Here is a 25,037-nt window from a genome sequence, read left to right on the forward strand (position 1 = left end):
CAGCCCGGGCCCCCAGGGTGGGACCGGCAGTACCAGGCTGCCCGGCGGTGACCCTGCGACGATGGACGCATGAGTGGATCCGGCGAGCTGGCGACCGTGCTGCGCGCATGGCGGGAACGGCTGACGCCGCAGACGGTGGGCCTGCCGGCCGGCACCGGGCCGCGCACCTCCGGGCTGCGGCGCGAGGAACTGGCCGTCCTGGCGGAGGTCTCGGCGGACTACATCGTGCGGCTGGAGCAGGGACGGGCGTCGGCGCCCTCCGCGCAGGTGTGCGCCGCACTGGCCCGTGCCCTCCAGCTCAGCGACTCCGAACAGGACCACCTGTTCCGGCTCGCCGGTCACGCCACCGGCGGCGGCCGTATCAACCGCTTCGTCCCCGCCAGCCTGCGCCGCCTCGTCGAGCGCAGCGGTGACCGGCCCATGGCCGTCTTCGACGCGATGTGGGACCTGCTGCTGTGGAACAGGATGTGGGCGGCCCTCATGGGCGACCCCACGGAGCTGCGCCCGGAGGACCGCAACGTGCTGTGGCTGCACTTCTCCCGCTCCGCCGACTGCAACATGCACGAGCCCGAGACCCAGGACGCCTTCGGTGTCTCCATGACCGCCGACCTGCGCCGCAGCCTGGGCCGCTACCCGGACGACCCCCGGCTGCTCCGGCTCGTGGAGCGGCTCGACGAGCGCAGCGAACGCTTCCGCCGGCTCTGGCAGCGGCACGAGATCGCCGAGCACGACGCGGCCACGAAGAGGATCGACCACCCCACGGTGGGGCCCCTGGAACTCGACTGCGACATCCTGAGCACCGACCGGGGCGACCTGCGCATCGTCATGTACAGCGCCGCGCCCGGCAGCGAGGACGACGGCAAGCTCGCGCTCCTGGCCGCCATCGGCATCCAGGAGATGGGCGTCGCACCCTGACGCCGCGCGCCCGGGGCAGAGGCCGTGACGCCTCAGAGCGGGCCGTGCCGGTTCAGGAACCCGTCCCGCCCGGCCCGAGCAGCCGCCGCAGGGACGGCAGCAGTGTCTCCATGTCCGTGCCGCTGCGCAGGACGACCACGGTCGTGCCGTCCTCGCCCGTCCCCTCCACGGTGGACGAGCCGGCGCCCGGCACCAGGAACAGCGCGAGCACCTCGCGCATCGCGTCGTCCATCTCCGCGCCCGGGTCGGTCGACTCCCCGCGCAGCCAGCGCCGCAGCACATGGTTGTGGGCGGCGACCACGTTCGCCGCCATCAGCTCCGCCCGCAGGGGCCCCGCCGTCCCGGTGTCGCCCATCCAGTCCGAGATGAACTCGCGGAACAGCCGCTGGTAGCGGGCCACACTGACGATCTCCCGCTCCCGCAGCGCGGGCACCTTGCTGGTCAGCGCGTACCGGCGCAGCGCCAGGTCACCCTCGTCGAGGTAGTGCATCAGCACGATCCGGACCGCGTCCGAGACGGCGACCAGGGCGGTGGCGTGCGTGGAACCGGCGAGCCGGTCCCCGATCGTCGCGAGCAGCCGGTCGTGGTCCGGGAAGATGACCTCTTCCTTGGACCGGTAGTGACGGAAGAACGTGGTGCGCCCCACCCCGGCCCGCTCGGCGACCTCGTCGATGGTCATCAACGCCGCCCGCCCCCAGGGGCAGGACTACGCGTACAGCCGCGACAGCGTCTCCGCCCTCCACTCGGCCGGGGTTCCCATACTGGCCGGCACCGACGCCTTCTCCGGCCCCGGGCCGCTCCCGGAGCCCGTCCGGCACGGCCCCGGACTCCACCACGAGCTGGCGCTGCTCGTCGGCGCTGGCCTCACCCCGGCCGAAGCCCTCCGTGCCGCGACCGACCTGCCCGCCCGGCACTTCGGCCTGACCGACCGCGGCACCGTGCGCCCCGGCCTCCGTGCCGACCTCCTCCTGATCGACGGCGACCCGCTGGCCGACATCGGCGCCACCCGCGGGATCCGGCGCATCTGGGCCGCCGGACAGGACATCACCCCCACCGCCTGAAGCCCCTCACCCCAGCACCGACCGGCGAGACGAAGAAGGAACCCTCATGCCCGACGCATCCGGTGGACTCGACGAACTGATCGACGTCCACGCGCACTTCGTGACCGACTCCTACGTGGCGGCCGCCCGGGCCGCCGGGCACACGCAGCCGGACGGCATGCCCGGCTGGCCCGCCTGGAGCGCGGAGGAACACCTGCGGCTCATGGACCGGCACGGCATCCGCACCTCACTGCTGTCCGTGTCCTCCCCGGGCACCCACTTCGGCGACGACACCGCCGCCCGGGCCCTCACCCGCGAGGTCAACGAGTACGCCGCCGAGGTCGTCCGCGCCCACCCCGGCCGCTTCGGTCACTTCGCCTCGCTGCCCCTGCCGGACGTGGACGGCTCGCTCGCCGAACTCGCCTTCGCGCTGGACGAGTTGGGCAGTGACGGCGTCACCATCGAGACCAACGCGCACGGCCGGTACCTCGGCGACCCGCTCTTCGAGCCGCTCTGGGCCGAACTCGACCGCCGGCGCGCCGTGGTCTTCGTCCACCCCACCTCGCCCGTCCATCCCGAGACGGTCGCCGTCGGGCGGCCCCGGCCGATGCTGGAGTTCCTCTTCGACTCGACCCGGACCGTCTCCGACCTGGTGCTCACCGGGGTGCTGTCCCGGTACCCGGGCGTGCGGTGGGTCTTCACCCACGGCGGTGGCACCCTCCCGCTGCTGGCCGACCGCATCGAACTCTTCCGCACCGCGTTCGGCGGCGGCTCAGCGGACGACCTCACCGTCCAGGAGCAGGTCGCGCGGCTGTGGTTCGACATGGCAGGCACGCCCTTCCCCCACCAGGTGCCCGCCCTGGAGCGCAGCTTCGGCACCGAGCGGCTGCTGTACGGCAGCGACCACTGCTGGACTCCGGGCGAGGCGGTCGGGCCGCAGATCGCCTCCATCGACGACGCCGTCCAGCCTTCCGGTACCACCTGGCGGGCCCTGACCTCGGCCAACGCCGCACGCCTGCTCGCGCGCGACGACGTCGAGGGACCTCGCACCGGGAGGTGATCCGGGGCGCCTCACGTGTTCCGCTGGACGACGCCCCGTGTGGTGAGGGCGACCGGGTCGCCGCCGGTGAAGTCGCCCGGCGGGATACCCGGATGGTGGCCCTGCGCCGGGGTGGGCGGCTCGTCGTGGGCGCTGAGGGTGAGGCGCGAGACGATGCGGTAGCGGTCGCCGCGGTAGAGCGAGTGGACGTACTCCACCGCACGGCCGCGGCTGTCCGTGGTGAGCCGCTCGAAGAGCAGCGCGGGGGACAGCTCCGGGACATGGAGCAGGTCGGCCTCGGCGCGGGTGACGACGGTCGGCTCGATGGACTGCACGGCCTGGCTGACGTGGACGCCGTGCCGGTCGCGCAGATGCTCGTAGAGGTCGCCCTGTACCAGTTCGTCACTGGTCAGTCCGGGTGCGAGGTCGGCCCGGACGTGCAGGTGCTCGATGGCCATGGGGGAGCCGTCGACGAGGCGCAGCCGTGCGACGTAGAGGATCTCGGCGGCGGGGGAGACGCGGAGCTTGCGGCTGATGCGGGCGCCGGCCGGCTGTCTGCTGAACTCCAGCAGTCTGCTGGTCCATTCGCCCGCGGCCGGCGGCACGCTCAGGGAGTTCTGGTCCGAGACCAGCTCCTGGGTGATCTTCTCGGCGGCCACGAACATGCCGCGGCCGTGCTCACGGACGAGGAGTCCGGCGACCACCAGTTCGTCGACCGCCGCCCGAAGTGTCGGGCGTGACACGCCGAGTTGCGAACACAGGGCGCGCTCGGAGGGGATGGCGTCGCCGGGGCTGCGCGCCTCGATCAGTTCGAGGACGGCGTCACGGACCCGCTCGCGCTTGAGCATCGCGCCGGAGGCCGCCGCGTCGATCTCCATACCGGGCTCTCGTCCGTCGTCGGGGAACGTGGTGGTCAACTATAACCGGCCCACTGGTCAGTTCTCAGGTGTCCGGGCAGGTCCAGGGCTTTCGCTCGCCCAGATGCCTCCACACGTCAAGTTGCCGCTCCGACAAGGGGGGTTGACGGTTGAATTGGTCTATGCCACCTTCATGCCGCCACCAACTGGTAAACACCCGGCCCTGAATTGGTCAGGTCGGGGTTCCTCTCGCGCACCACCCCCACGATTCCGCCCTCCCCGGACGGCGGGAGCGACGAAAGGAAACTGTCGGATGAGCAACCGTGCCCATCGCCGCGGCATCCGCGCGGCCCTCGCCCTGACCGCCGTCACGGGATGCGCGGCCCTGGCCGCCGTTCCCCTCGGCACCACCTCCGCGGCCGCCGCCGCGGGCGACGGCATCGCCGTCCAGTACCGCACCAGCGCCGCCGGGGCCACCGCCGACCAGAGCGAACCGTGGTTCAAGGTGCGCAACACCGGCACCACCACCGTCCAGCTGAACCAGGTCAAGATCCGCTACTACTTCAAGGCGGACTCCGCGAACGCCACCTACCGGTTCGCCTGTTCCTGGGCCGTCAAGGGTTGCTCGGCGATCACCGGCACCTTCGGCACTCTCGCCAACCCCACCGCCACGGCCGACCGTTACCTGGAGATCGGCTTCACCTCCGCCGCCGGCAGCCTCGCCCCCGGTGCCGACACCGGCGACATGCAGCTGCGCTTCCACCAGTCCAACTGGCAGACGCTGCGGCAGAGCGACGACTACTCCTTCAGCGGCTCCCAGACCGCCTACGGCGACTGGACCAAGGTCACCGCGCAACTGTCGGGCGCCAACGTCTGGGGCACCGCCCCCACCGGCAACGACCCGACCGACCCCACCGACCCTCCGACCGACCCGCCCGGCGGCGGCCAGACCCTGTTCGACGACTTCTCCTACGCCTCGCACACCGACCCCGCCCTCTCCAGCCACGGCTGGAGCGTCCGCGCCAACTCCGGCGGGCCGGGCGTCCCCGGCGCCACCTGGGACCCCTCCAAGGTCACCTTCGTCAACCAGAGCGGCAACACGGTGATGAACCTGGAGACCTCCAGCGCCGGCACCGGCTCCACCACCAGGCACACCGAAGTCCTCACCAGGGCCACGAAGTTCAAGAACGGCACCTACGCGGCCCGGGTGAAGTTCTCCGACGCGCCCAAGTACGGCCCCGACGGCGACCGCGTCGTCCAGACCTTCTTCACCATCAACGACCTCAAGGCCCCGATGGCCGACGACTACGCCGAGTACGACTTCGAGTACCTGCCCAACGGCGGCTGGGGCGAGCCGGCGAACATCCTGTACACGACGTCCTGGGAGACCTACAACCCTGACCCGTGGCAGGCGGTCAACCAGCACAGCGAGAGCCGCACGAGCTTCGCCGGCTGGCACGACCTGGTCGTCACCATCGACAACAGCAACATCACCTACTACGTCGACGGGCAGCACTTCGGCACCCACGACGCCGCCTATCTGCCCGAGCGGCCCATGTCGATCAACTTCAACCAGTGGCTGATCGACCTCGACGGTCAGACCTCCACCACCCCGCGCGCCTACGACCAGCAGGTCGACTACGTCCTGCACGTCAAGGACCAGGTCCTCACCCCGGCCCAGGTCTCCGCGAAGGTCGCCGCCCTGCGCGGCGCCGGAACGGCCTTCGTCGACGAGGTCCCGGCCCCGTGACCGCGACGCCGCCCCCGGGCCGTATGTCCCGGGGGCGGCGTGGCCGGTCAGTCCAGCGGCTCGATCCAGATGTTGCGGTAGCGGACCTTGCTGCCGTGGTCCTGCAGGCGGATCGCGCCCGCCGTCGGCGTCTCCGGTGCGCCGCCCCCGGTGGGGGAGGTGATGGCGACGTCGTCGTGGACGGTCCTGCCGTTCCACTTCATGGTCAGCCGGGCGTCGGCGGTCTTGTTCCCGGCCTCGTCGTAGCGGGCCGCGCGGAAGACGATGTCGTACGACTGCCAGGTCTCCGGTGCCCGTGCCGCGTTGACGTCCGCGGCCTTGCGGCTGTAGACCGACGCGGCCTCGTTGTCCGCGAGGTCGGTGTCGCCGTACGAGTCCAGGATCTGGATCTCGTAGCGGTCCTGGAGGTAGACGCCGCTGTTGGCGCGGTCCTGGCCGGTCACGTCCGGCGGCAGGTTCGGCAGCCGGAACTCCACATGCAGCCGGAAGTCACGGTAGGCGGTCTTGGTGCGCAGATCGCCGCAGCAGACCTCCATGCCGCCGTCCGCCAGCAGCGGCCACTGCGCCGTCCGGCCCGAGGGGTGCTGCCACAGCGACCGGTCCACGCCGTCGAACAGGGTGACGCGCTCACCGGACCGGTGCACCGTGAGCAGGTCGAGGTTGACGTGCCCGTCGTCGCCGGGGTCGTTGCGGTAGGCGATGGTGTTGGTTCCGGCCCGGAGGGTGAGTTTCTCCGTCTGGGTGGACCAGGTCTCCCAGTCGCCGGTGCTGAGCAGCCGGGTCTGCCGCACCTTCTCACCGTTGACGGCGACACTGACCGCCTTGGTCCCGGCGAAGGGGTTCGGCCCGTTGGAGTAGCGCAGCCCCACGTCGTAGGTGCCGGCCCGGGGGACGTCGACGGTGAACGTGGTCGTCGCGCCCTGCGTGCCGTAGCCGTCGACGAACGAGGCGCCCGAGAAGCCGCCGTGGTCGGTGTTGGTGCCGGCCCCGCCGCCGAGGGCGGCCTCCTCCGCCTCGTACAGCTTCTTCGGCGGCTGCGCGCCGGTGAGGTTGTTGAGCGTGTACCAGGCCTCGGTGCTCCACAACGAGTCGCCCGACGCCGAGCTGAACGGCCGCGGCGAGCGGACGTGCACGACATGGCCGGGCTTGAGGCCGGCGACGGAGAGCCGCACCTTCTTGCCGTTCCGGGACAGCTTCGCCGAGCGGACCGTCAGGGTCTCCTCGTCCACCTTCGGCCCGCCGTAGGCGGGGGTGGGCACGTAACGCCACTGCTTGACCCGGTAGCGGTCCGCGAGCTTGTCGGCGGTCTCCTGCGACAGCGGCTGGGTGTACTCCAGCTCGAAGCCGCCGCCGACGGCACGCATCTTGAGTATGTCGAAGGCGTTGCCGCTGTTGGGCGTGAGCTTTTGCAGACCGTGGCTCAGCTTGCCCTCCTGCCCCCAGTTGCCGCCCGCGCCGAGCCCGCCGGCGTAGACCGCGCCGTCAGGTCCGCGGCTGATGCGGGTCACGCCCGCTTCCAGGCCCTGTGTGTGCCGGAAGACGGCGCCCTGGTACTGGCCCTTGACCTTCTCCAGATACGCCCGCTGGAGCCCGCCGTAGGTGACGTCGCCGAAGAGCATCTGGCCGGCGTAGCGGCCCTTGTCGACGTAGATCGGGGTGCTGGGGGAGTTGGCGATCTCGTTCTGCGGGAGCCACAGGACGGGCTGGGTGACGGGCTTCGCGTCGAACGGGCCGTCGGGGTTGGTGTAGTGGTTGAAGAAGCGGTCCTGCTTGATGTGCACCAGCTTGGAGGCGGGCAGCCAGCCGCCCTGGTTGTCGGTGACGAAGAGGTCGCCCCCGGGGCCGAACCCGATGCCGTTGGGGGTGCGCAGACCGCCTGCGACGTAGGAGACCTTGCCGGTCTTGCGGTTGACCTTGATCGTGGTGCCCCGGTTCGGCGCGGGCTGCGGATCAGTGGTGGCGCCACCGTAGTTGATGGCGACGGACAGGTTCAGATAGAAGAACCCGTCCCGGTAGAGCAGCCCGAACGCGAACTCGTGGAAGTTCCCGCCGTACGGCCAGGTCGCGACGGTGCGCGTGGAGTCGATGACGTCGTCGCCGTCGCTGTCCGTCAGCTCGGTCAGCTCGTGCTTCTGCGACACGTAGAGCTTGCCCGCGACGTACTTGACGCCCATCGGCTCCTTGAGCCCGGAGGCGATCCTCTTCGTGGTCACCTTGTCGGGGCCGGTGGCGCCGGTGACGTTGTCCAGCAGGTACACCTCGCCCGCCGTGGTCTGGGAGCCGCCCCAGGTGGTGACGGCGAGCCGGTCGTCGGGCAGCCAGTCCATCGCCGTGATCTGCGGTTCGAAGCCCGCGGGGCGCAGGTTCGTCAGGTCGTAGTCGGGGTGGACCTCGGTCAGCGGCAGGCCGTCGCCCGGGGTGTCGAAGGCGCCCTCGCACTCCTTGCGCCCCGGCGCCGTCACGCGCACCACGTCGGCCTCGGTGCTGAGGACCGAGTCGGGCACCAGGGCGAAGCCGGAGGCGCCGGGCGGCTGCCAGGCGAGGGTGACCTGCTGCCCGCCGCCGCGCTCGAAGTGGTCGATGCGCAGCGTGTGGTGGCCGGCCGCCAACTCGACGGTGCCGTCCTTGGGTTCGGCGCCGTGGAGTCCGTCGTGGTCGATGACGATCCGGTCGTCGATCAGCAGCTGCGAGCCGTCGTCGCTGGTGAGCCGGAAGGAGTAGGTGCCGTCCTGCGGTACGTCGATGTTGGCGGTGACCTGGCTGACGAAGTTGGACTCGAAACCGAAGTCCTCGACGGTGGAGAAGTCGATGCGCGGCTTCAGCTTGTCGATGTTCGGGGTCTGGCCGGGCTTGAGCGTGCAGAGCTCGCTCAGCGGGGTCTGCACGTCGAAGACGCGCAGGGTGACTCCCGGTTCCTGCGGGGGCAGTTCGGCGACGGCCGGCCGCGGATCGGCCTGCGCCGGGCCGCCGGTCAGGCCCAGGGCGACGGCGCCGCAGATCAGTGCGGTGGTCAGGGTGCGGAGCGGACCGTGTCTTCGCGGGGGCTGTGCGCTCATACGTCCTCCTCACGTCCCGTACCGGGTACGGGACCTGGCTGCGGGTGACGGGTGGGGCGGGGGTGGAGCGAAATGCCGTGGCGCGCGGGACACGCTAGGAGACTTCTTCCGGTGCGTCCATCTCTTTGTACGCAGTCAGTACAAAGTGTGACCGAGGCGAGACGAAGTGCCGTGCCGGGAGCCGGTGTTGCAGGTGGAGAGGTTGAAGGTCAAGGCTGGGGGACGGCGTCGTCGGGGAGCGCTGCCACGACCCACGCGATGGCCGCCGCGGCGCTGTCCACGAACTCCGTCGGACGCCCGGGGACATGCACCCGGAAGCGGCCGTCCTTGGTCGGCATGACCTTCGGCAGGTCGTGGCAGGCGGGAGGTGCCGCCCGGCGGCTGAACGTGAGCCAGAAGATGCTCCGCCCCGGTGACAGGGCCCGCAGCCGCGGCTGTTCGTAGGCGGCCTCCAGCAGATCGGACAGCACATGGTCCTGCCGGCGTACGGCGGACTCGCGCATCTGCCGCCAGCGCACCGACACCGCCTCGGCCTCGCCGAGCTCGTGCGCCTCCGCCAGCTCCCAGGTCCGCAAGTAGGGCCACGCGGCCACGAGTTCGCGTACGCGCGTGGCCCGCGGCCACGCCTCCATCACGCCGACGACCTCGGACAGTTCATCGGTCACGCCGGTGGCCATGTGGACACCGCCGGCCCAGCAGTCCACGCTGAAGCAGCGCTCCTGCTCCGCCGTCACGACGGTCACTGACCGTCCTCCGACAGCCACTTGGGCCGCGACATGGCGCCAGCCCGGTGACTCCGTCAGCTCGACCAGCAGGCGGTGGCCCGAGCGCTCGGCCGCTGCCTGGAGGGCGTTGCGCAGCGAACCCGCCCGCGCCACCTCCGGATAGAGCGCCATGTACTTGGCCATCGGATCGTGCGGCGTCGCGCCGGGAAGCTGTTCTGTCATCCGACCGATTTTGCCAGGCCGTCGAAGGTGACCGGCCATCGAAGGTGACCGGCCGTCGAAGGTGACCGGTCGCCGAGGGTGGCCGGCCGTGCCGCCGGCTCAGGCCGGCTGCCAGATCCGGGCGAGCGCCTCCGGGGTGAGGACGTCGCCGGGCGTGCCCTGTCCGACCAGGCGTCCCTCGCTGAGGAGGAGACAGGCGTCCGCCGAGCGGGCGGCCGGGAGGTCGTGCGTGGCCTGGACGACGGTGGTCCCGTCGGCGACCAGTTCCCTGAGCAGCTCGGTGATGCGGTCCCTGGCCTCGGGGTCGAGCCCGGTCGTCGGCTCGTCGAGCAGCAGCAGGTCGGACCGCTGGGCGAGCCCCTGGGCGATCAGCACGCGCTGGCGCTGCCCGCCGGACAGCTCGCCGAGCTGGCGGGTGGCCAGGTCGGCGACGCCCAGCCGCTCCAGTGCGGAGTCGACGACCGTCCGGTCCTGACGGGTGAGCCGCCGCCACGGCCCGCGTTCGCCCCAGCGGCCCATCTCCACGGTCTGCCGCGCGGTCAGCGGCAGCGCGTCGCCGACCGGGCCGCGCTGCGGGACGAAGGCGGGCGGGCGGGGGTCGGCGTACTCGACGTGTCCGGATGTGGCGTCGATCACCCCGGCGAGGACCGCGAGCAGTGTGGACTTCCCGCTCCCGTTCGGCCCCACGAGCGCGGTCATCGCCAAGGCCGTTATGTCGACGCTGAGTTGACGGAGCACGGGGCGGCCGGGGTAGCCCGCGTCGACGGTGGTGCAGCGGGCGCGCAGCTTCGCCGCCTCGATGGTGGGAGCCAGGGGGCGGTGTTTGTTGAACATGATTGTCATTGTAGTGTCTGGGTCATGGAGTGGTTGACGGCCCCCTTCGAGGTGGCTTTCGTGCAACGGGCCCTGTGGGCCGGGATTCTGGTGTCGGCGATCTGCGCCCTCGCCGGCACATGGGTGGTGCTCAGGGGGATGGCCTTCCTCGGGGACGCCATGTCCCACGGCCTGCTGCCGGGCGTCGCGGTCGCCGCGCTGCTGGGCGGCAACCTGCTCGTGGGGGCGGTGGTGAGCGCGGCGGTCATGACGGCCGGTGTCACCGCCCTCGGCCGCGTTCCTAGGCTCTCCCAGGACACCGGCATCGGACTGCTCTTCGTCGGCATGCTCTCGCTCGGCGTGATCATCGTGTCCCGCTCGCAGTCGTTCGCGGTCGATCTCACCGGGTTCCTCTTCGGCGACGTCCTCGCCGTACGCGACAGCGACCTGATGCTCCTGGGGGCGGCGCTGCTGCTCGCGCTGCTGGTGTCGGCGCTCGGCCATCGCGCCTTCCTGGCCCTGGCCTTCGACGAGCGCAAGGCCCGCACGCTGGGGCTGCGCCCCCGGTTGGCGCACGCCGTGCTGCTGGGGCTGCTGGCCCTGGCCATCGTCGCCTCCTTCCACATCGTGGGCACGCTGCTCGTCCTCGGCCTGCTGATCGCCCCGCCGGCGGCGGGACTGCCCTGGGCCCGGAGTGTGCGCGGTGTGATGCTGCTCGCCGCGGTGCTCGGCGCGGGCGCCACCTTCGGGGGGCTGCTGCTCTCCTGGCATCTGCGCACCGCGGCCGGTGCGACGGTCTCGGCCCTCGCGGTGAGCCTCTTCTTCCTGTCGCACGGGGCGTCCGTGATCCGGCACCGGCGCGGTGAGCGGGTTGCCGAGCAGGCCGCGTCCGCGGGCGCAGGGGCAGGCTCAGGCGCGCCGCCGGTGACCTCCCGTACCGCGCCTCCCCTGTCGGACGCCGCCACCGAACGGTCCGGGAGCACCCCTCCGATCTCCGGCGCCGCCCCCGAACTCTCCGGGACCACCCCCGCCCCCCGACCGCACCGACTCTGAGGCGATCCTCTTGTCCCTCCGCAGAAACGTCACGTCACTGACGCCGGCGCTCCTGACCCTGGCCGTTCTGATCACCGGTTGCGCAGGTCAGGCCGACGACGCCAAGTCCGCCTCCGAAGAGGCCTCGTCCTCCCCGACGACCCCCCACGGCTACGTCGAAGGAGCCACCGAGGCGGCCGAGCAGCAGTCCCGGCTGGTGCTCGGCGACACCGGGACCGGCGCCACCCAGGTGCTCGACCTGATCACCGGCAAGGTCCGCGACACCGCACGCCGAGCGGACGCCGCCGGACTCACCACCGACGGCCGCTTCGCGTACTTCCACGGCCCGGACGGCACCCACGTCCTCGACAGCGGTGCCTGGACCGTCGACCACGGAGACCATGTGCACTACTACCGCGCGAGAATCCAGGAGGTCGGCGCCCTCCCCGGAGGAACCGCCACCGCCGTCCGCGGCGACTCCGGCGTGACCGTGGTGACACGCGCCGACGGCGAGGCGGCCGTCTACTCCCGAGCCGGACTGGAGAAGGGCACCGTCGGCAGCCCCGACGCCCTTCCCGGGGGCTACGCGGCGCCGGTGGTGCCGTACGCGGAACACCTGGTCGCCCTCACCCGGGCCGCCGGGAAGGGCCCGGCGAAGGTCGCCGTGCTCGACCGGTCGGGCAAGCGGGTCGCCGCACCGGAGGCCGAGTGCACCGACCCCGAGGGCGACGCGGTGACCCGGCGCGGAGTCGTCCTCGGCTGCGCCGACGGCGCGCTGCTCGTCAAGGAGGACGCAGGCACCTTCACCGCCGAGAAGATCCCGTACCCCGAGGACGCACCCGACGAGGAGCGCGCCACGGTCTTCCGGCACCGCGCCGGCAGCACCACCCTCACCGCACCGGCCGGCGACGGCGCGGTCTGGGTCCTGGACGTCACCGAGCGATCCTGGACCCGGGTCGAGACCGGACCCGTGGTCGCCGCCAACACCGCGGGCGAGGGCGCACCGCTGCTCGTCCTGGAGACCGACGGAGCCCTGCACGCCTACGACATATCGAGCGGCGAGGAGGGCGCGGTCACCGAGCCCCTCCTGGAAGACGTGGTGAAGGACGCTTCGGCACCGGTCATCGAGGTCGACCGGAGCCGGGCCTACCTCAACGACCCGTCGGGCAGGCGTGTGTACGAGGTCGACTACAACGACAACCTCCGTATCGCCCGCACGTTCGACCTGGATCTCCGGCCGTCGATGATGGTGGAGACGGGCCGATGAGCATGCGTGCACGGACGGCGCGGCTGCGCGCCCTGCTGCTGACCCTGGTCACCTTCTGCGTCGTCGCGTCGGCCGCCGCCTGCACGAGTGGCGAGCAGCGGCCCCAGGTCGTGGTCACGACGAACATCCTCGGAGACATCACCCGCGAGATCGTCGGCGGCGAGGCGGACGTCAGCGTCCTGATGAAACCGAACGCCGACCCCCACTCCTTCGGGCTGTCGGCGATGCAGGCCGCCGAACTGGAGAACGCGGACCTGGTCGTCTACAACGGCCTGGGCCTGGAGGAGAACGTCCTGCGCCACGTCGAGGCCGCCCGCGACTCCGGAGTCGCCGTCTTCGCGGCCGGTGAGGCGGCCGACCCCCTCACCTTCCGCACCGGTGACGAGGACGGCGGCGACGAGGAGACCGCTGCGCCCGACCCGCACTTCTGGACCGACCCCGACCGCGTACGCAAGGCCGCCGGCCTCATCGCCGACGAGGTCGTCGAACATGTCGAGGGCGTGAGCGAGAAGGCCGTACGGGACAACGCCCAACGCTACGACGGTCAACTCGCCGATCTCACGGCGTGGATGGAGAAGTCGTTCGCGGCCGTGCCCGAGGACCGGCGCGCCCTGGTGACGAACCATCACGTCTTCGGCTACCTCGCCGACCGCTTCGGATTCCGGGTGATCGGCGCCGTCATACCCAGCGGCACGACCCTCGCCTCACCCAGCTCCTCCGACCTGCGCTCCCTCACCCACGCGATGCGGGAGGCCGGGGTACGCACCGTCTTCGCCGACTCCTCCCAGCCCACCCGGCTGGCCGAGGTGCTCCGCCAGGAGATGGGCGGCGGTGTCGACGTCGTCGCCCTGTACTCCGAATCGCTCACCGAGAAGGGCGAGGGCGCCGGCAGCTACCTGGAAATGATGCGCGCCAACACCACGGCCATGACCGAGGGCCTCACCACCAACTGACCCGCAACGCAACGCGGTTCGGCGTACCGACGCCGGCCGTCCCACCCCAGACCCGCCCCCGCCGGGGGCCGGAGAGGACACGCACGCGATGAACAAGCCGACACGCACCCGCACGCTCACGGGCACCGCCCTCGCCCTGACGGCGACCATGGCGCTGACCGCCTGCGGCGGAAGCGACGACGCCTCCTCCTCCAGTAAGCCGAAGCAGACGAAGGGCGGCGAGGCCGCGCCGGTCGGGAACCCGATCGTCGCCACCTACGACGGCGGGATGTACGTCCTCGACGGCGAGACCCTGAAGCTGGCGAAGACCGTCGACCTGCCCGGCTTCAACCGGCTCAACCCGGCGGGCGACGAGGAGCACGTCGTCGTCTCCACCGACACCGGGTTCCGCATGTTCGACGCGGCCCAACAGGACTTCACCGGTGTCGAGTTCAAGGGCGCCAAGCCCGGCCACGTCGTACGGCACGCCGGCCGGACGATCCTGTTCACCGACGGCACCGGCGAGGTGAACGTCCTCGACGCCGAGCGGCTCGCCGACGGCACGAAGTCACGGACCCGCACCTACACCACAGCCGAACCCCACCACGGCGTCGCCATCGAACTCAGCGACGGCGAACTCCTCACCACGCTGGGCACCGAGGAGAGCCGCACCGGCGCCCTGGTCCTGGACAAGTCGAACAAGGAGATCGCCCGCGCGGAGAACTGCCCCGGCGTGCACGGCGAGGCCGCCGCGAAGGACGAGGTCATAGCCGTCGGCTGCGAGGACGGCATCCTGCTCTACAAGGACGGCGACTTCACCAAGATCGACGCCCCCGACGACTACGGCCGCATCGGCAACCAGGCCGGCAGCGACCTCTCCCCGATCCTCCTCGGCGACTACAAGACCGACCCCGACGCGGAACTCGAACGCCCCACCCGGATCTCCCTGATCGACACCCGGACGGCCAAGCTGCGCCTGGTCGACCTCGGCACCAGCTACTCCTTCCGCTCCCTCGCCCGCGGCCCCCACGGCGAGGCCCTGGTGCTCGGCACCAACGGCACCCTCCACGTCATCGACCCGGAGACGGGCAAGGTGGAGAGGAAGATCGACGCGGTCGGCGACTGGACCGAGCCCCTGGACTGGCAGCAGCCCCGGCCCACCCTCTTCGTCCGCGACCACACGGCCTACGTCTCCGAGCCCGGCAAGCGCCAACTGCACGCCTACGACCTGAACTCGGGCGAGAAGCTCACCTCCGTGACACTCCCGAAGAGCACCAACGAACTCTCCGGCACGGTGGCCGGCCACTGACCGCCCCCACCGGGACGCCCGCCGAGCAGGACTCGGCGGGCGTCCCGCCCTGAAACGGCCTCGACCGTAATGTGTTTGACGCTCCGGGGAGCATGCCGGTCGGATGGCAGGCCATGAGCACAGAGCAGATGCACCCCGGCACCCATCCCCTCGACGACGCCCTCGTGGGGAAGCTGGTCGCGGGACAGTTCCCGCAGTGGGCGGGGCTGGCGGTCGAGCGGTTCGCGTCCGGCGGCACCGTCAACGCCATGTACCGGCTGGGCCCGGACATGGTCGTACGGCTTCCACTGGTCGAGGACGGGGCCCGGGACGTTGCACCGGAGCGAACCTGGCTGCCCCGGCTCGCGCCCCTCCTGCCCACGCCGATCCCCGAAGTGCTCGGGGAGGGACGGCCCGCCGAGGGATACCCGTGGCCGTGGTCGGTGTACCGCTGGCGTACCGGCGAGAACCCCGAGACCGGTGCGCTCACCGAACCCGCCCTGCTGGCGCGGGACTTGGCCGGGTTCGTGAAGGCGATGCGGAGCATCACGGTGCCGGGCGCGCCGCGGGCGCATCGTGGTGGGCCGCTCTCCTCCCTGGACGCGCAGACCCGGGTGGCGATCGAAGAGCTGCGCGGCATCCCGGAGGAGGCCGTCGACTGCGACGCCGCCACCGAGATCTGGGCACAAGCGCTGAGGGCCCCGTCCTGGGACGGCCCGCCGGTATGGCTGCACGCCGACCTGATGCCGGGGAACCTACTGGTGGAGGGCGGCCGACTCACCTCCGTGATCGACTTCGGCTGTCTGGGCACCGGCGACCCGGCCTGCGACCTGTTCCCGGCATGGAACCTGCTGCCGACCGGCGCGCGAGAGATCTTCCGCGAGGCCCTGGACGTCGACGAGGCCACCTGGACCCGAGGACGGGCCCGAACCCTCTCACAGGCCCTGATCGCCCTGCCGTACTACCGCCGCACCAACCCGACGATGACACACAACGCCCGCCATGTGATCCGAACGGTACTCGGCGAGGACTGACAGGTGAGACCACGCCCGGCCCCCACGCCCCTCCGAGCGAGCGGCCGAGCTGCAGCAACTTCGCCGTCCCGTCGGACGGGTGGCGAAGAGCCACCACGCCGGTCCCGTCACGGGACAGCGTCAGCGGAGCGCTGCGAGTTCCTGGACGAGACGGGTGGGTGTGCCGAGGAAGACGTCGACCGGTACGGGGCCGTGGGCGAGGTTGAGTGTGTCGAGACGGTAAGTCCAGTCGCCACCGTTGGAGCCTGCGAAACGGTAGTTGACCTGCCAGCGGAGCCATTGGCCGGGGGCGAGCCGGACCGCCGGTGGGCGCCGCCACCTGCGCGGCATCCCGAACGACGAAACGGCCGGTTTGACCCGGACGAGTCCGTCGATTCTCCTGAGCGACACCCCGATGTCCGTGGTGCCGTCGGGGAGACCCTGTTGATGTGTCCACCGAGGCTGGAAGTCGTCCGCTTCGCGCATCAGCACCTCATGCACGAACGGGGGAGTGAGGGTCGGCAGTGCGAAGGCAACGGGGACCGCGTTGCGCCGCGCGGCTGCACGCCCGCCACGGGATTGCTTGGTCCACGACGTGCGGACCCACTGCACCACTACTTCCATGGGGGCGATCCTCGTTTACTGCGACGGTCCCCGCCACGGAGTTGATCCCGGAGCCGCGGTGTCAGTGGTCTCAAGTAGTGTTCGCGCCGCTGAACATCGACTGTGAGGACTCAGAGCATTGACCGGCCTTTCTGCCTTTCCGCTGCCGTTTCACACCTCGCGTTTCATAGCGCTCTCGACCCCCCGCACGCTGCGGGAGATCGAGATGATGGAGTGCAGCGCCCAGATCCGGGCGAAGTCCGGGTGGTTCGACAAGATGAACGACCCCGCCATCGTCGCCCGATGGACGCGGGAGGCGGTCGAGCAGGGCATGACGGAGGCTCAGGTCCAGTACGTGCTCGCAGAACTCGCCCACTACGCGGCGCTGCGGGACGCGCGGACCGGAGTCGAGGTGTCCGCCGTCGACGGGGTCTGGCACTCCGACGCGCTGATCGACGACCGGCTCGGGGCGCGACTGCGTGACGCGGCCCGGGTGCTGGAAGAGGTTCCCGAGGACGAGAAGGACTGGCATCCCGGGTCGGACGGGCAGGTGCTGGACCTGGTTCACCCCTCGCTCTTCTGCCTGGTGCGCGAGAGGAGCGGCGCGCCCGAGCGGGCCTGGGAGAACCCGACCGACCGCTATTCGGCGTACGAGTTCTCGGAGAAGTTCCAGTGGCTGCCCACGGACGTGGACGTCGACGACGAGGGCGCGGTCGCCTTCCGTTCGTACGTCAACAACGTCCACCCGGAGACGCATGGCGAACTGGCCGCCGTACTGCCGGACTTGTTCGCTCGGTTCCGCCCGCTGTTCGAGAACGTGCTGACGGATCTGCGCCATCCGCGGCCCCTGCGAATCGAGGCCGACGGGTACGGCTGGTACGAGTCGCCGCCGCGGCGACCGGACCGGGCTGCCCACGGCGACGACGAGTCCTACAAGGAGGCCGTCAAGGCTTGGGAACGGGTCCTGGACACCTGGTGGGACGACCGCCGCCCGGTGATCCCGGACGCCCCGGACTTCACCGCGCCGGAGCTGCCCGACGCCTCGGCCCGGGTGGACCTGCGCGGCCGCCGGCTCCAGGTCATCGTCAAGCTCGCCACCATTCACCTCACCCCGGACAAGCCCGAGTACGACGGCGGTTCCTGGCATGTCGAGGGGATGATGAACGAGCGGATCGTCTCGACCGGCATCTACTACTGGGACAGCGACAACATCACCGAGAGCCGGCTCGGTTTCCGGGCGGCGCTCGACGACCCGGACTACGAGCAGAACGACGACGACGGTGTGCGGGAGGTCTACGGCCTGGAGAACGAGGACGCCCTGAACCAGGTGCTGGGATCGGTGCCGACCCCGGCCGGGCGCTGTCTGGCGTTCCCCAATGTCCTGCAGCACCGCGTCGGCTCGTTCCGCCTCGCGGACCCCGCCCGCCCGGGGCATCGCAAGATCCTGGCGTTCTTCCTGGTCGACCCGTCGCAGACGATCGTCTCGACGTCGGACGTGCCCCCGCAGCAGCCCTGGTCGGACACCTCCACCATGACTCTGGAGGAGGCCAAGGGCTACCGCGAGCAGCTCATGCGGGAACGGAAGTTCTTCGTCGACGAGCACAACGAGCAGCTCTACGAGCGGGAGTTCTCGCTCTGCGAGCACTGAACCGCCGTCTCCGCGTTGAGGGGAGGCGGTAGTTCAGTCGCCAACTCGACCGACGGAACCACGGATGCGCCAACATACTCGCGACCCCGAAGCCGTAGAGTCCCGATCTCCGTACGCGCACCGGCTCGGCGGCGACGCAGCGGCGTCGCCGCCGAGCCGGGCGCACCCGGTCGGGCCTAGCTCACCCCACGGGTCACGCCGTGTGCAGGCGCAGCCCGTAGCGGGTCAGGATCTCGTTGACCGGCTGGTACCAGGTCTGGCCGCCGCTGGTGCAGTTGCCCCAGCCGCCGGAGGTGACGCCCTGCGCCTGGTCGCCGGAGATGAACGAACCGCCGGAGTCGCCGCCCTGGGCGCACACACTGGTCTTGGTGAGCTGCTGCACGGCGCCCTGGCTGTAGTTCACGGTCTCGTTCTTCGCCAGGACCGTCCCGCAGTGCCAGCGGGTGGTGGAACCGGAGCGGCAGATCGAGGCGCCCACGGGAGCCTCGTTCGAGCCGCGCACCAACTGGTCGGGGACCGTGCCCCAGCCGAGCACCACGGGCACGGTCCACCAGCCGTTGCCTACGCTCACCCAGGCGTAGTCGTTGCCCGGGAAGGACGAGCCCTGGAAGTTGCCTATGGGGCTCTGGTCCCAGCCGCGGACAGCCGCGCCGGCCTGTCCGCAGTGGCCGGCGGTGACGAAGCCGCCGTGGACGGAGAAGCCTATGGAACAGCGGACGTTGCCCGTGTAGTAGGGGTCGCCGCCGACGGTTCCGGCGGCGAACGTCTCCGGAGCGGCGTTCACTTCGCGGATCTCGACCGGCCCGGCCTTGCGGGCCCGCTCCACGAAGGCGGTGACATCGTTATCGGTCCGCTGGTTCGCGACGACGTCCACCACGACCCGGTTGGCCTTGTGGTCCACCCGCCACGCGGCCACGCCCTCGGGCGCCCCGGCCTTGTCGAGCTGCTTCTTGGTGGCGTCCAGGCGGGCCGCGGAGTGGACGGCGCGGCGGACGTCGGCGCCCGCGGCGCGGAGTTCACCGGCGAGGGAGGCGTCGGTGGTGGCGACGGTGAGTCTGCCGGTGTCCGCGTCGAACCAACTGCCCGCGTAGGAGCCGCCGGCCAGCCGCTTGACGCGCTGTTCCACGGCGGTCGCGTCCTGCTCCGCCGACAGCCGCTCCTGGGCCTCGACCTTCGTCAGGCCCAGGTCTCGCTGCATCGCCTCGACGAGCCCGGGCGACATCTCCGGCACGGCGGGCGCCGCCTGGGCGGTGGGGGTGAGCGAGGCGACCGTCGCTCCGAGGGCGATCAGCACAGAGGCAGCGGCATGAATGCGCATGCGACGCATGGGGTGCTTCCTTCCGTTCGCAGTGGGGGTACGCCCACTGGTGACAGTGGGCGTGCGTACGGTGAGAGCGCTCTCAACGCTAGCCGGGAGGTTACGCGGACATCGCCAACTGGTCCAGACCTAGGGGAGGTTGGGCGTCGCTGCGGCGGGAGGGCAGGGGGGAGGATTCGGCCACAGACCGCCGGTCCGTCGATCCGCCCGCCCGCGGGTTCCGGATCCGCCGGAGCTGATCGACGGAAACCAATTGATCTCGCCGTTCGTCCCTATGGGCAGGTCGAGCAGACGGGAGCCAAGTGGAGCGGACAGACAGCGCAGTGACGTCGACTTCGGCGGCACCATGGGAGTCCCCATGGGCGCAGGGGCGGATACTCGCCACCTGCGCGGTGCTGACGGCCGCGCTCCTGCTGTTCCACCGTGCCGTGCCCAACTCCGTCGGCCGCCTCGGCAGCCTGCTGGAGGTGTTCCTGCCCTGGCTCGGCCTGGTGGCCCTGGTGCTGCTCGGCCTGGCCCTGCTGCGCCGCTCGGCCACCGCACTGCTCGCCGTGCTCCTGCCGGTGGCGGCCTGGACCCACCACTTCGGCGGGCTGCTCCTGCCCGGCGGCACGGAGGGTGGCGCGCCCGCTCTGCTGGTGGTGCAGCACAACGTCATGGACGAGAACCCCGACCCCGCGGGAACGGCCCGCGCCCTGGCCGACGCCGGCTCCGACCTCATCGCGCTCCAGGAGCTGGTGCCCCCGGCGCTGGCGGTCTACGAGAGGACGCTCGCCGCCCACTACCCCCACCACACCGTTCAGGGCACCGTCGGCCTGTGGTCGAAGCACCCGCTCACCGATGCCGGGCCCCTGGACATCAAACCGCGGGGCATCACCGAGCCCTGGAACCGCGGTCTGCGGGCCGTGGTCCACGCGCCGCACGGCGAGGTCGCGGCGTACGTCGCACACCTGCCCTCGGTCCGCGTCGGGGCGAGCGGCCTGGCGTCCTCCTGGCGCGACGAGAGCGCCGGCCTGCTGGGCAGGGCCGTCGCCGGCGAGCCGCTGAGGACGGTGATCGTGCTCGGGGACCTCAACGGCACGGTCGACGACCGCGGTCTGGCCCCGCTCACCTCACGGATGAACGTGGCGGAACGCGGGTTCGCCTTCAGCTACCCGGCCGGCTTCCCGGTGGCCCGGATCGACCAGGTCATGGCCCGCTCGGCGACCGTCGACCACATGACGGCCCTGCCCGCCACGGGCAGCGACCACCTGCCGGTCGTCGCCCGGATCACGCTGCCGCAAGTGCCTTGACGCACCCGCGGGTTCAGCAGCCGACCGAGCGAGAGCCGTAACGCGCAGGCGGGTTCAGCAGCCGACCGAGCAAGTGCCGTAACGCACGCGCGGGTTCAGCCGCCGGCTGAGCAAGAGCCGTAGCACACACGCGTGTTCAGTCGCCGACCGAGCGCGCAAGTGCCGCAACGCGCCCGCGGGTTCACTCCCCGACCGAGCAGTCCAGAATCCGTCCGTCCAACGTGCCCACCAGCAGTCGCCGCTGGTCCGCACGGAACGCTGCGGACACCGGCGTGACCGGATGGCCGTGCGCGCGCAGGACGTGCCGGGCGCGTACCTCGCCCGTGGACGGGTCCAGCACCTCCACCTCGCCGGTGCGGTACACGACGTACAACTCCCTTTCGTCGCCGTCGAGATCGGCGAGCGGCCGGTCGGTGACGTGGACCCAGAGCGGCTCTCCGTCCGGCAGCCGACGGCTCGCGACGTACGTGCCCTCGCGGGCGTCCGCGTAGGTGGCGCCCCGTTCGTAGGCCCGGCCCGTGTGGACGAGGGCGTTCGGCAGCTCGACCGCGGGGCCGCACCAGGGCTGGATCGCGGACTCCGGGTCCCAGCGCAGCGGGAACAGGGCGCGCGGGGTGGGACCGTCGGCGCCCGAGGGGTCGATCGCGTGGATCCACTGTGTGTCGCCGTCCGGACCCGGAGCGTCCACGTACAGCAGGCGGGCACTGTGCCGGACGCGCAGGGCGGGGGAGTTGGAACGTTCGGGGGCGATGTCGAGGCGGGCGGCCTCCTGGTGCGTGGGGTCGAGCAGCACGGTGGCGTGCGGGTCGCGCCCCTGCGGGCGCAGGGCGAGCCAGCCCTCGTCGGTCGAGCACAGCGCCGGGACCGACGGCAGGTCGACGGTGTCCAGGACGGCTCCGTCCCGCGTCGCGATCCGCCGGACCGTGGTCGCCCGGTTGACCAGCCGCCCCGTGGCCTCGTCGCGCCGGTGGCCCTGGTACGTCACCCACGCCGACTCGCCGTCCGGGGCCGCCTCGACCCGGACGCTGCCCTCCCCGTCCCCGGGCAGGGCCCAGACACGGGTGCCCGCGGGGTCCCAGCATTCGAGGTCCGTGGTCTTCCCGGTGGCGAGCACCCGGCCGTCGGCCAGCACCGCCAGGTCCCGCACGTCCAGCCGGCGACGCCACCGGCCCCCGGTGAGCCGGGCGAGGGCGTCCTCCACCCGGGGGTCGTACAGGAGCCCGCTCTCGACCATCGGATGCCGTGCCGTGGCGGGGTCGACCAGTCCGGCCGGAGCGGTCAGCCAGTCGTCGGCGGCGACGGCCAGCTCGTAGCCCTCGCGGAAGCCGCCGTCCTTGTCCTCGGGGGAGATCAGCATCGCCAGCCCGCCGTCCTCCAGCCAGCGCAGATGGCGCACCTGACGGGACTTGGCCAGCAGGTCCGTCACCCGCCCGGTCTCCAGGTGCAGCAGGAGCAACTGGCCCTCGAAGTCCCACGAGCCGTCGTAGCGGCCGGTGCCGATGGCGACGAGCGGCAGCTCGGGGTGCGGCTCGACGGCGCACACCGGGTGCCGGGAGGGGACGACATGGCGCGGACGCAGGGTGTCGGCGTCGTACACGGCGATCCGGTGCGCGAGCCACTGGCCCGTACCGCGCCAGGAGACCCAGCCGAGGTCACCCGCCGCGATGACGCAGCCGTGGCGCGGGTCGGGCACCGCCCACACGGGCCGGCCGATCTCGGCGAAGGGCTGGTCCCCGAGTATGCGGTGGACGGTCAACTCGTGCGGCATCGCGGTCTCCCCCCGAAGGTGGCGCACAGTCTGCCAGTCGCGGCGCGACCGTGTCCGCTCAGCCTGTGACCGGCGGTATCAGGACCAACGCCTGCCTGGCTGCCCCCGCCGTTCGCGGAAACCATGGCCGGGCGGGACCGCCCGGGAGTCCCGCGTCACCCTCGAAAGGCAGTGATCCCTTGTGAGTTCGAGCGGACGTCCCGACGCCTCCGCCGAGGCAGCGGCCGAGACCGGACAGGACACCTTCAACCGGTGGCGGTACACGGGCGTGTTCCTGCTGCTGTTCCTGTTCGGCACCGAGACGTTCATCGTCTCCCCGCTGCTGCCGACGATCGCCGACGACATCGACGTGTCCGAGACCGCGGCCGCCCAGAGCGTCACCGCCTACGTCCTCGTCTACGCGGTCACCGCGCCCTTCCTCGGGCTGCTCAGCGACCGCTACGGCCGCCGGCGGACCCTCCTGGCCGGCGCCGCGCTGTTCCTGCTGTCCAACGCGGCCGCCGCGCTCTCCACCGGTCTCGCCCTGCTCATCGTCTCCCGGGCGCTGGCCGGACTGGCCGCGGCCGCCGCCGGACCGGCGATCTGGGCGCACATCGCGGAGACCACCTCCGACCGGGTGCGCGGGCGCGCCCTCGGGCTCGGCATGGCCCTGTTCTCCTGCGGCCAGGTCGTCGGAGTGCCGCTGGGCGGGCTCCTCGCGGACGTCGCGGGCTGGCGCTCGGCGTTCCTCGCCCTCGCCGCGGGCACCGCCCTCGCCGTACCCCTGCTGCTGCGCGAGGTCGCCGCAGGCGTCGCACCCGCCGCGCCGGGCACGGGCAGCGGGGCGTTCCGTACGGTGTTCGCCGCCTGGGGCCACCCCGCGCTGCGCAGGTCCCTCACGGTCAACACCGCCTTCCACGCGGCGAATCTCGGCGCGTACACCTTCCTCGGTGTCGTCCTGGTGGACCGCTTCGACCTGTCGGTGGCGGCCCTGGGGCTGGTCGGGATCCTCGTGGGCGCCGGCGGTGTGATCGGCTCGCTGGCGGGCGGCAGGCTGGGCGACCGGGCCAGGGCGGCCGGACGCCACCACGTTCCGCTGCTGCCAGCCTGGGGCGCCCTGCTCGCCGTCGGCATCGCGCTCACGGCGACGGGGCCCGGCATCGTGCTCGCGCTGCTCGGCGTGGCCCTGTGGTTCGTCGCGAGCGGCGGGTTCGTCATCGACCAGCAGACCCTCGCCGCCACCGTCGCCCCCGACCTGCGGGCCACCTCCAGCGCCTGGCTCACCTCGACGATGTACGCCGGCACCGGGCTGGGCGCCTGGGCCGTGGGCGCCTTCGACGACGCCGGCACCGGGACCCTGGTCGTCGGCGTGGGCCTGGCCGTGACGGCGGCACTGGCGGCGTTCGCCGTCAACGCGGGCCTGCGGTCCTCCGGCGCCGCACGGGCGGACGGGACGCCCGTGGCCGGTGCGGCGGAGGGCGAGCCGGTCCGGCCCTGAACAGCCACGCGGGGGAGCGGTCGGTGGGATCAGCCCGCCTGCCGCTCCCCGGCGTCCGTGTCCACCGCGCGCAGCGGCCGCTCGCAGAGCGCGGCCATGCGCGCCCTGTCCTGTTCGGAGGGCGGGGTGAACAGCAGGACCAGCGCCGAGGGGTCGTCCACCGGGTGGAAGGACGACAGCGACAGGGTCAGGGGCGTCGACCCCGGCGGCTGCACCGTGACCGAACGGGCCGTCAGCTCCGCCACCGAGTGGCAGCTCCACCAGTGGCGCAGCTCGGGCGCGTCCTCCTCCAGCCGGTGGTAGACCTCGCCCGTGCGCGGGTCGGAGAGCGCGGGGCCCGCCTGGGCGCGGAAGTGCTGGAAGATGTTCATCGCCAGGGGCTCCCAGTCGTGCAGGACCGTCCGCAGCCGCGGGTCGGCGACCATCAGCCACATGAGGTTCCGCCGGTCGGCGGGAACGGACTCCGGGGTGCCCCACAGGGCGCTCCAGGCGGCGTTCCAGGCCAGCAGGTCGAAGTGGCGGTCCAGCAGCACCGCGGGGCTGGTGGGCCAGGAGTCCAGGACCGGGCGGACGGCGGCGGCCAGCCCGTCCGGCTCGGGGCCGTCGGACGCCGGCTCGTGGTAGCCGGCCAGCCGCATCGCGTGCCGCAGTCCGGCCGCGTCGAGCCGCAGCGCCCGGGTGACGGAGGTCAGCACCTGCCGGGAGGCGGTGACCCGGCCCTGCTCCAGCCAGGTGTACCAGGCCAGTCCGACACCGGAGAGCGAGGCGACCTCCTCGCGGCGCAGACCGGGGGTGCGCCGGCGCACCGTGGCCGTCAGGCCCACGTCGGCGGGCTTGAGCAGTTCGCGGTGGGCTCGCAGGAAGGCGCCCAGTTCCTGACTGGGGCCCGGGGCGGGCGTGGGCATGGTGACGGCTCCTAGGCCTGCTCGGTCGGTGGTCGGGGCGGGGAAGGAATCGCGGGGGGTCCCGGGTGGGCGGGTCC

20 protein-coding genes and 1 pseudogene are annotated in these 25,037 nt (G+C 71.8%); 12 read left to right on the plus strand and 9 right to left on the minus strand.

Going from position 1 to position 25,037, the window contains the following annotated elements; all coding sequences use genetic code 11:
- Positions 1–69 precede the first annotated feature (69 nt).
- Entirely contained in the window at positions 70–915 is an 846-nt protein-coding gene (locus tag ABT296_RS06675; protein WP_351923949.1) for a helix-turn-helix transcriptional regulator, read from the plus strand.
- 52 nt (positions 916–967) lie between these two features.
- Here ABT296_RS06675 and ABT296_RS06680 read toward each other — a convergent pair whose 3' ends face one another.
- Positions 968–1,594: a TetR/AcrR family transcriptional regulator gene (locus tag ABT296_RS06680; protein WP_351923951.1), complete on the minus strand. Its 627-nt coding sequence runs from the start codon at positions 1,592–1,594 to the stop codon at positions 968–970.
- Between the two features lie 19 nt (positions 1,595–1,613).
- Between ABT296_RS06680 and ABT296_RS06685 the strand changes: the two are divergent.
- Together ABT296_RS06685 and ABT296_RS06690 are read left to right on the plus strand one after the other, a co-directional pair.
- Positions 1,614–1,976, plus strand: a pseudogene (locus tag ABT296_RS06685) (amidohydrolase family protein); the annotation flags it as partial.
- A gap of 46 nt (positions 1,977–2,022) precedes the next feature.
- On the plus strand, positions 2,023–3,015 hold the full coding sequence (locus ABT296_RS06690) for an amidohydrolase family protein (protein WP_351923953.1): 993 nt from the start codon (positions 2,023–2,025) through the stop codon (positions 3,013–3,015).
- An 11-nt stretch (positions 3,016–3,026) separates the two neighbouring features.
- On the opposite strand, the gene ABT296_RS06695 is transcribed toward ABT296_RS06690, so the two are convergent.
- The gene (locus ABT296_RS06695; protein ID WP_351924109.1) at positions 3,027–3,872 is read right to left on the minus strand and encodes a GntR family transcriptional regulator; all 846 of its coding nucleotides are present in this window, start codon (positions 3,870–3,872) and stop codon (positions 3,027–3,029) included.
- A gap of 292 nt (positions 3,873–4,164) precedes the next feature.
- Between ABT296_RS06695 and ABT296_RS06700 the strand changes: the two genes are divergently transcribed.
- On the plus strand, positions 4,165–5,601 hold the full coding sequence (locus ABT296_RS06700) for a cellulose binding domain-containing protein (protein WP_351923955.1): 1,437 nt from the start codon (positions 4,165–4,167) through the stop codon (positions 5,599–5,601).
- Positions 5,602–5,648: 47 nt separating this feature from the next.
- Here the strand turns inward: ABT296_RS06700 and ABT296_RS06705 are convergent, their stop codons facing one another.
- The 3 genes from ABT296_RS06705 to aztA form a co-directional block, all read right to left on the minus strand.
- Complete coding sequence (locus ABT296_RS06705) at positions 5,649–8,657, minus strand: 3-keto-alpha-glucoside-1,2-lyase-like domain-containing protein (protein ID WP_351923957.1); 3,009 nt, start codon at positions 8,655–8,657, stop codon at positions 5,649–5,651.
- Between the two features lie 209 nt (positions 8,658–8,866).
- Positions 8,867–9,604: a DUF6193 family natural product biosynthesis protein gene (locus tag ABT296_RS06710; protein WP_351923959.1), complete on the minus strand. Its 738-nt coding sequence runs from the start codon at positions 9,602–9,604 to the stop codon at positions 8,867–8,869.
- Positions 9,605–9,703: 99 nt separating this feature from the next.
- A complete protein-coding gene (gene aztA, locus ABT296_RS06715) occupies positions 9,704–10,447 on the minus strand; it encodes a zinc ABC transporter ATP-binding protein AztA (protein WP_351923960.1) in 744 nt (247 codons plus the stop codon).
- Positions 10,448–10,462: 15 nt separating this feature from the next.
- Between aztA and aztB the strand changes: the two genes are divergently transcribed.
- From aztB to ABT296_RS06740, 5 genes are all read left to right on the plus strand, one after another.
- Positions 10,463–11,470 (plus strand): zinc ABC transporter permease AztB, encoded by a 1,008-nt coding sequence (gene aztB, locus ABT296_RS06720; RefSeq protein ID WP_351923961.1) that lies wholly within the window; start codon positions 10,463–10,465, stop codon positions 11,468–11,470.
- 10 nt (positions 11,471–11,480) lie between these two features.
- The gene (locus ABT296_RS06725; RefSeq protein WP_351923962.1) at positions 11,481–12,716 is read left to right on the plus strand and encodes a hypothetical protein; all 1,236 of its coding nucleotides are present in this window, start codon (positions 11,481–11,483) and stop codon (positions 12,714–12,716) included.
- Positions 12,713–13,669 (plus strand): zinc ABC transporter substrate-binding protein AztC, encoded by a 957-nt coding sequence (gene aztC / locus ABT296_RS06730; RefSeq protein ID WP_351923964.1) that lies wholly within the window; start codon positions 12,713–12,715, stop codon positions 13,667–13,669. Before ABT296_RS06725 ends, aztC begins: the two co-directional genes overlap by 4 nt.
- An 88-nt stretch (positions 13,670–13,757) precedes the next feature.
- The gene (aztD, locus tag ABT296_RS06735) at positions 13,758–14,957 is read left to right on the plus strand and encodes a zinc metallochaperone AztD (protein ID WP_351923966.1); all 1,200 of its coding nucleotides are present in this window, start codon (positions 13,758–13,760) and stop codon (positions 14,955–14,957) included.
- Between the two features lie 113 nt (positions 14,958–15,070).
- Positions 15,071–15,970, plus strand: coding sequence for an aminoglycoside phosphotransferase family protein (locus ABT296_RS06740; protein ID WP_351923968.1), 900 nt, complete (start codon positions 15,071–15,073; stop codon positions 15,968–15,970).
- Positions 15,971–16,090: 120 nt separating this feature from the next.
- On the opposite strand, the gene ABT296_RS06745 is transcribed toward ABT296_RS06740, so the two are convergent.
- On the minus strand, positions 16,091–16,435 hold the full coding sequence (locus ABT296_RS06745) for a hypothetical protein (protein WP_351923970.1): 345 nt from the start codon (positions 16,433–16,435) through the stop codon (positions 16,091–16,093).
- Between the two features lie 256 nt (positions 16,436–16,691).
- Between ABT296_RS06745 and ABT296_RS06750 the strand changes: the two genes are divergently transcribed.
- On the plus strand, positions 16,692–18,200 hold the full coding sequence (locus ABT296_RS06750; protein ID WP_351923972.1) for a DUF4246 domain-containing protein: 1,509 nt from the start codon (positions 16,692–16,694) through the stop codon (positions 18,198–18,200).
- Positions 18,201–18,393: 193 nt separating this feature from the next.
- Here the strand turns inward: ABT296_RS06750 and ABT296_RS06755 are convergent, their stop codons facing one another.
- Positions 18,394–19,527, minus strand: a complete 1,134-nt coding sequence (locus ABT296_RS06755; RefSeq protein ID WP_351923974.1) for a S1 family peptidase — start codon at positions 19,525–19,527, stop codon at positions 18,394–18,396.
- A gap of 314 nt (positions 19,528–19,841) precedes the next feature.
- On the opposite strand from ABT296_RS06755, the gene ABT296_RS06760 reads away from it, so the two are divergent.
- On the plus strand, positions 19,842–20,810 hold the full coding sequence (locus ABT296_RS06760) for an endonuclease/exonuclease/phosphatase family protein (protein WP_502977190.1): 969 nt from the start codon (positions 19,842–19,844) through the stop codon (positions 20,808–20,810).
- A 181-nt stretch (positions 20,811–20,991) separates the two neighbouring features.
- Here the strand turns inward: ABT296_RS06760 and ABT296_RS06765 are convergent, their stop codons facing one another.
- A complete protein-coding gene (locus tag ABT296_RS06765) occupies positions 20,992–22,578 on the minus strand; it encodes a hypothetical protein (RefSeq protein ID WP_351923976.1) in 1,587 nt (528 codons plus the stop codon).
- 181 nt (positions 22,579–22,759) lie between these two features.
- Between ABT296_RS06765 and ABT296_RS06770 the strand changes: the two genes are divergently transcribed.
- Complete coding sequence (locus tag ABT296_RS06770) at positions 22,760–24,055, plus strand: MFS transporter (RefSeq protein ID WP_351923978.1); 1,296 nt, start codon at positions 22,760–22,762, stop codon at positions 24,053–24,055.
- 29 nt (positions 24,056–24,084) lie between these two features.
- Here ABT296_RS06770 and ABT296_RS06775 read toward each other — a convergent pair whose 3' ends face one another.
- On the minus strand, positions 24,085–24,960 hold the full coding sequence (locus ABT296_RS06775) for a helix-turn-helix transcriptional regulator (RefSeq protein WP_351923980.1): 876 nt from the start codon (positions 24,958–24,960) through the stop codon (positions 24,085–24,087).
- Positions 24,961–25,037: the final 77 nt, after the last annotated feature.

The organism is Streptomyces sp. NPDC000983 (genome assembly GCF_040299205.1).
GTDB lineage: Bacteria > Actinomycetota > Actinomycetes > Streptomycetales > Streptomycetaceae > Streptomyces.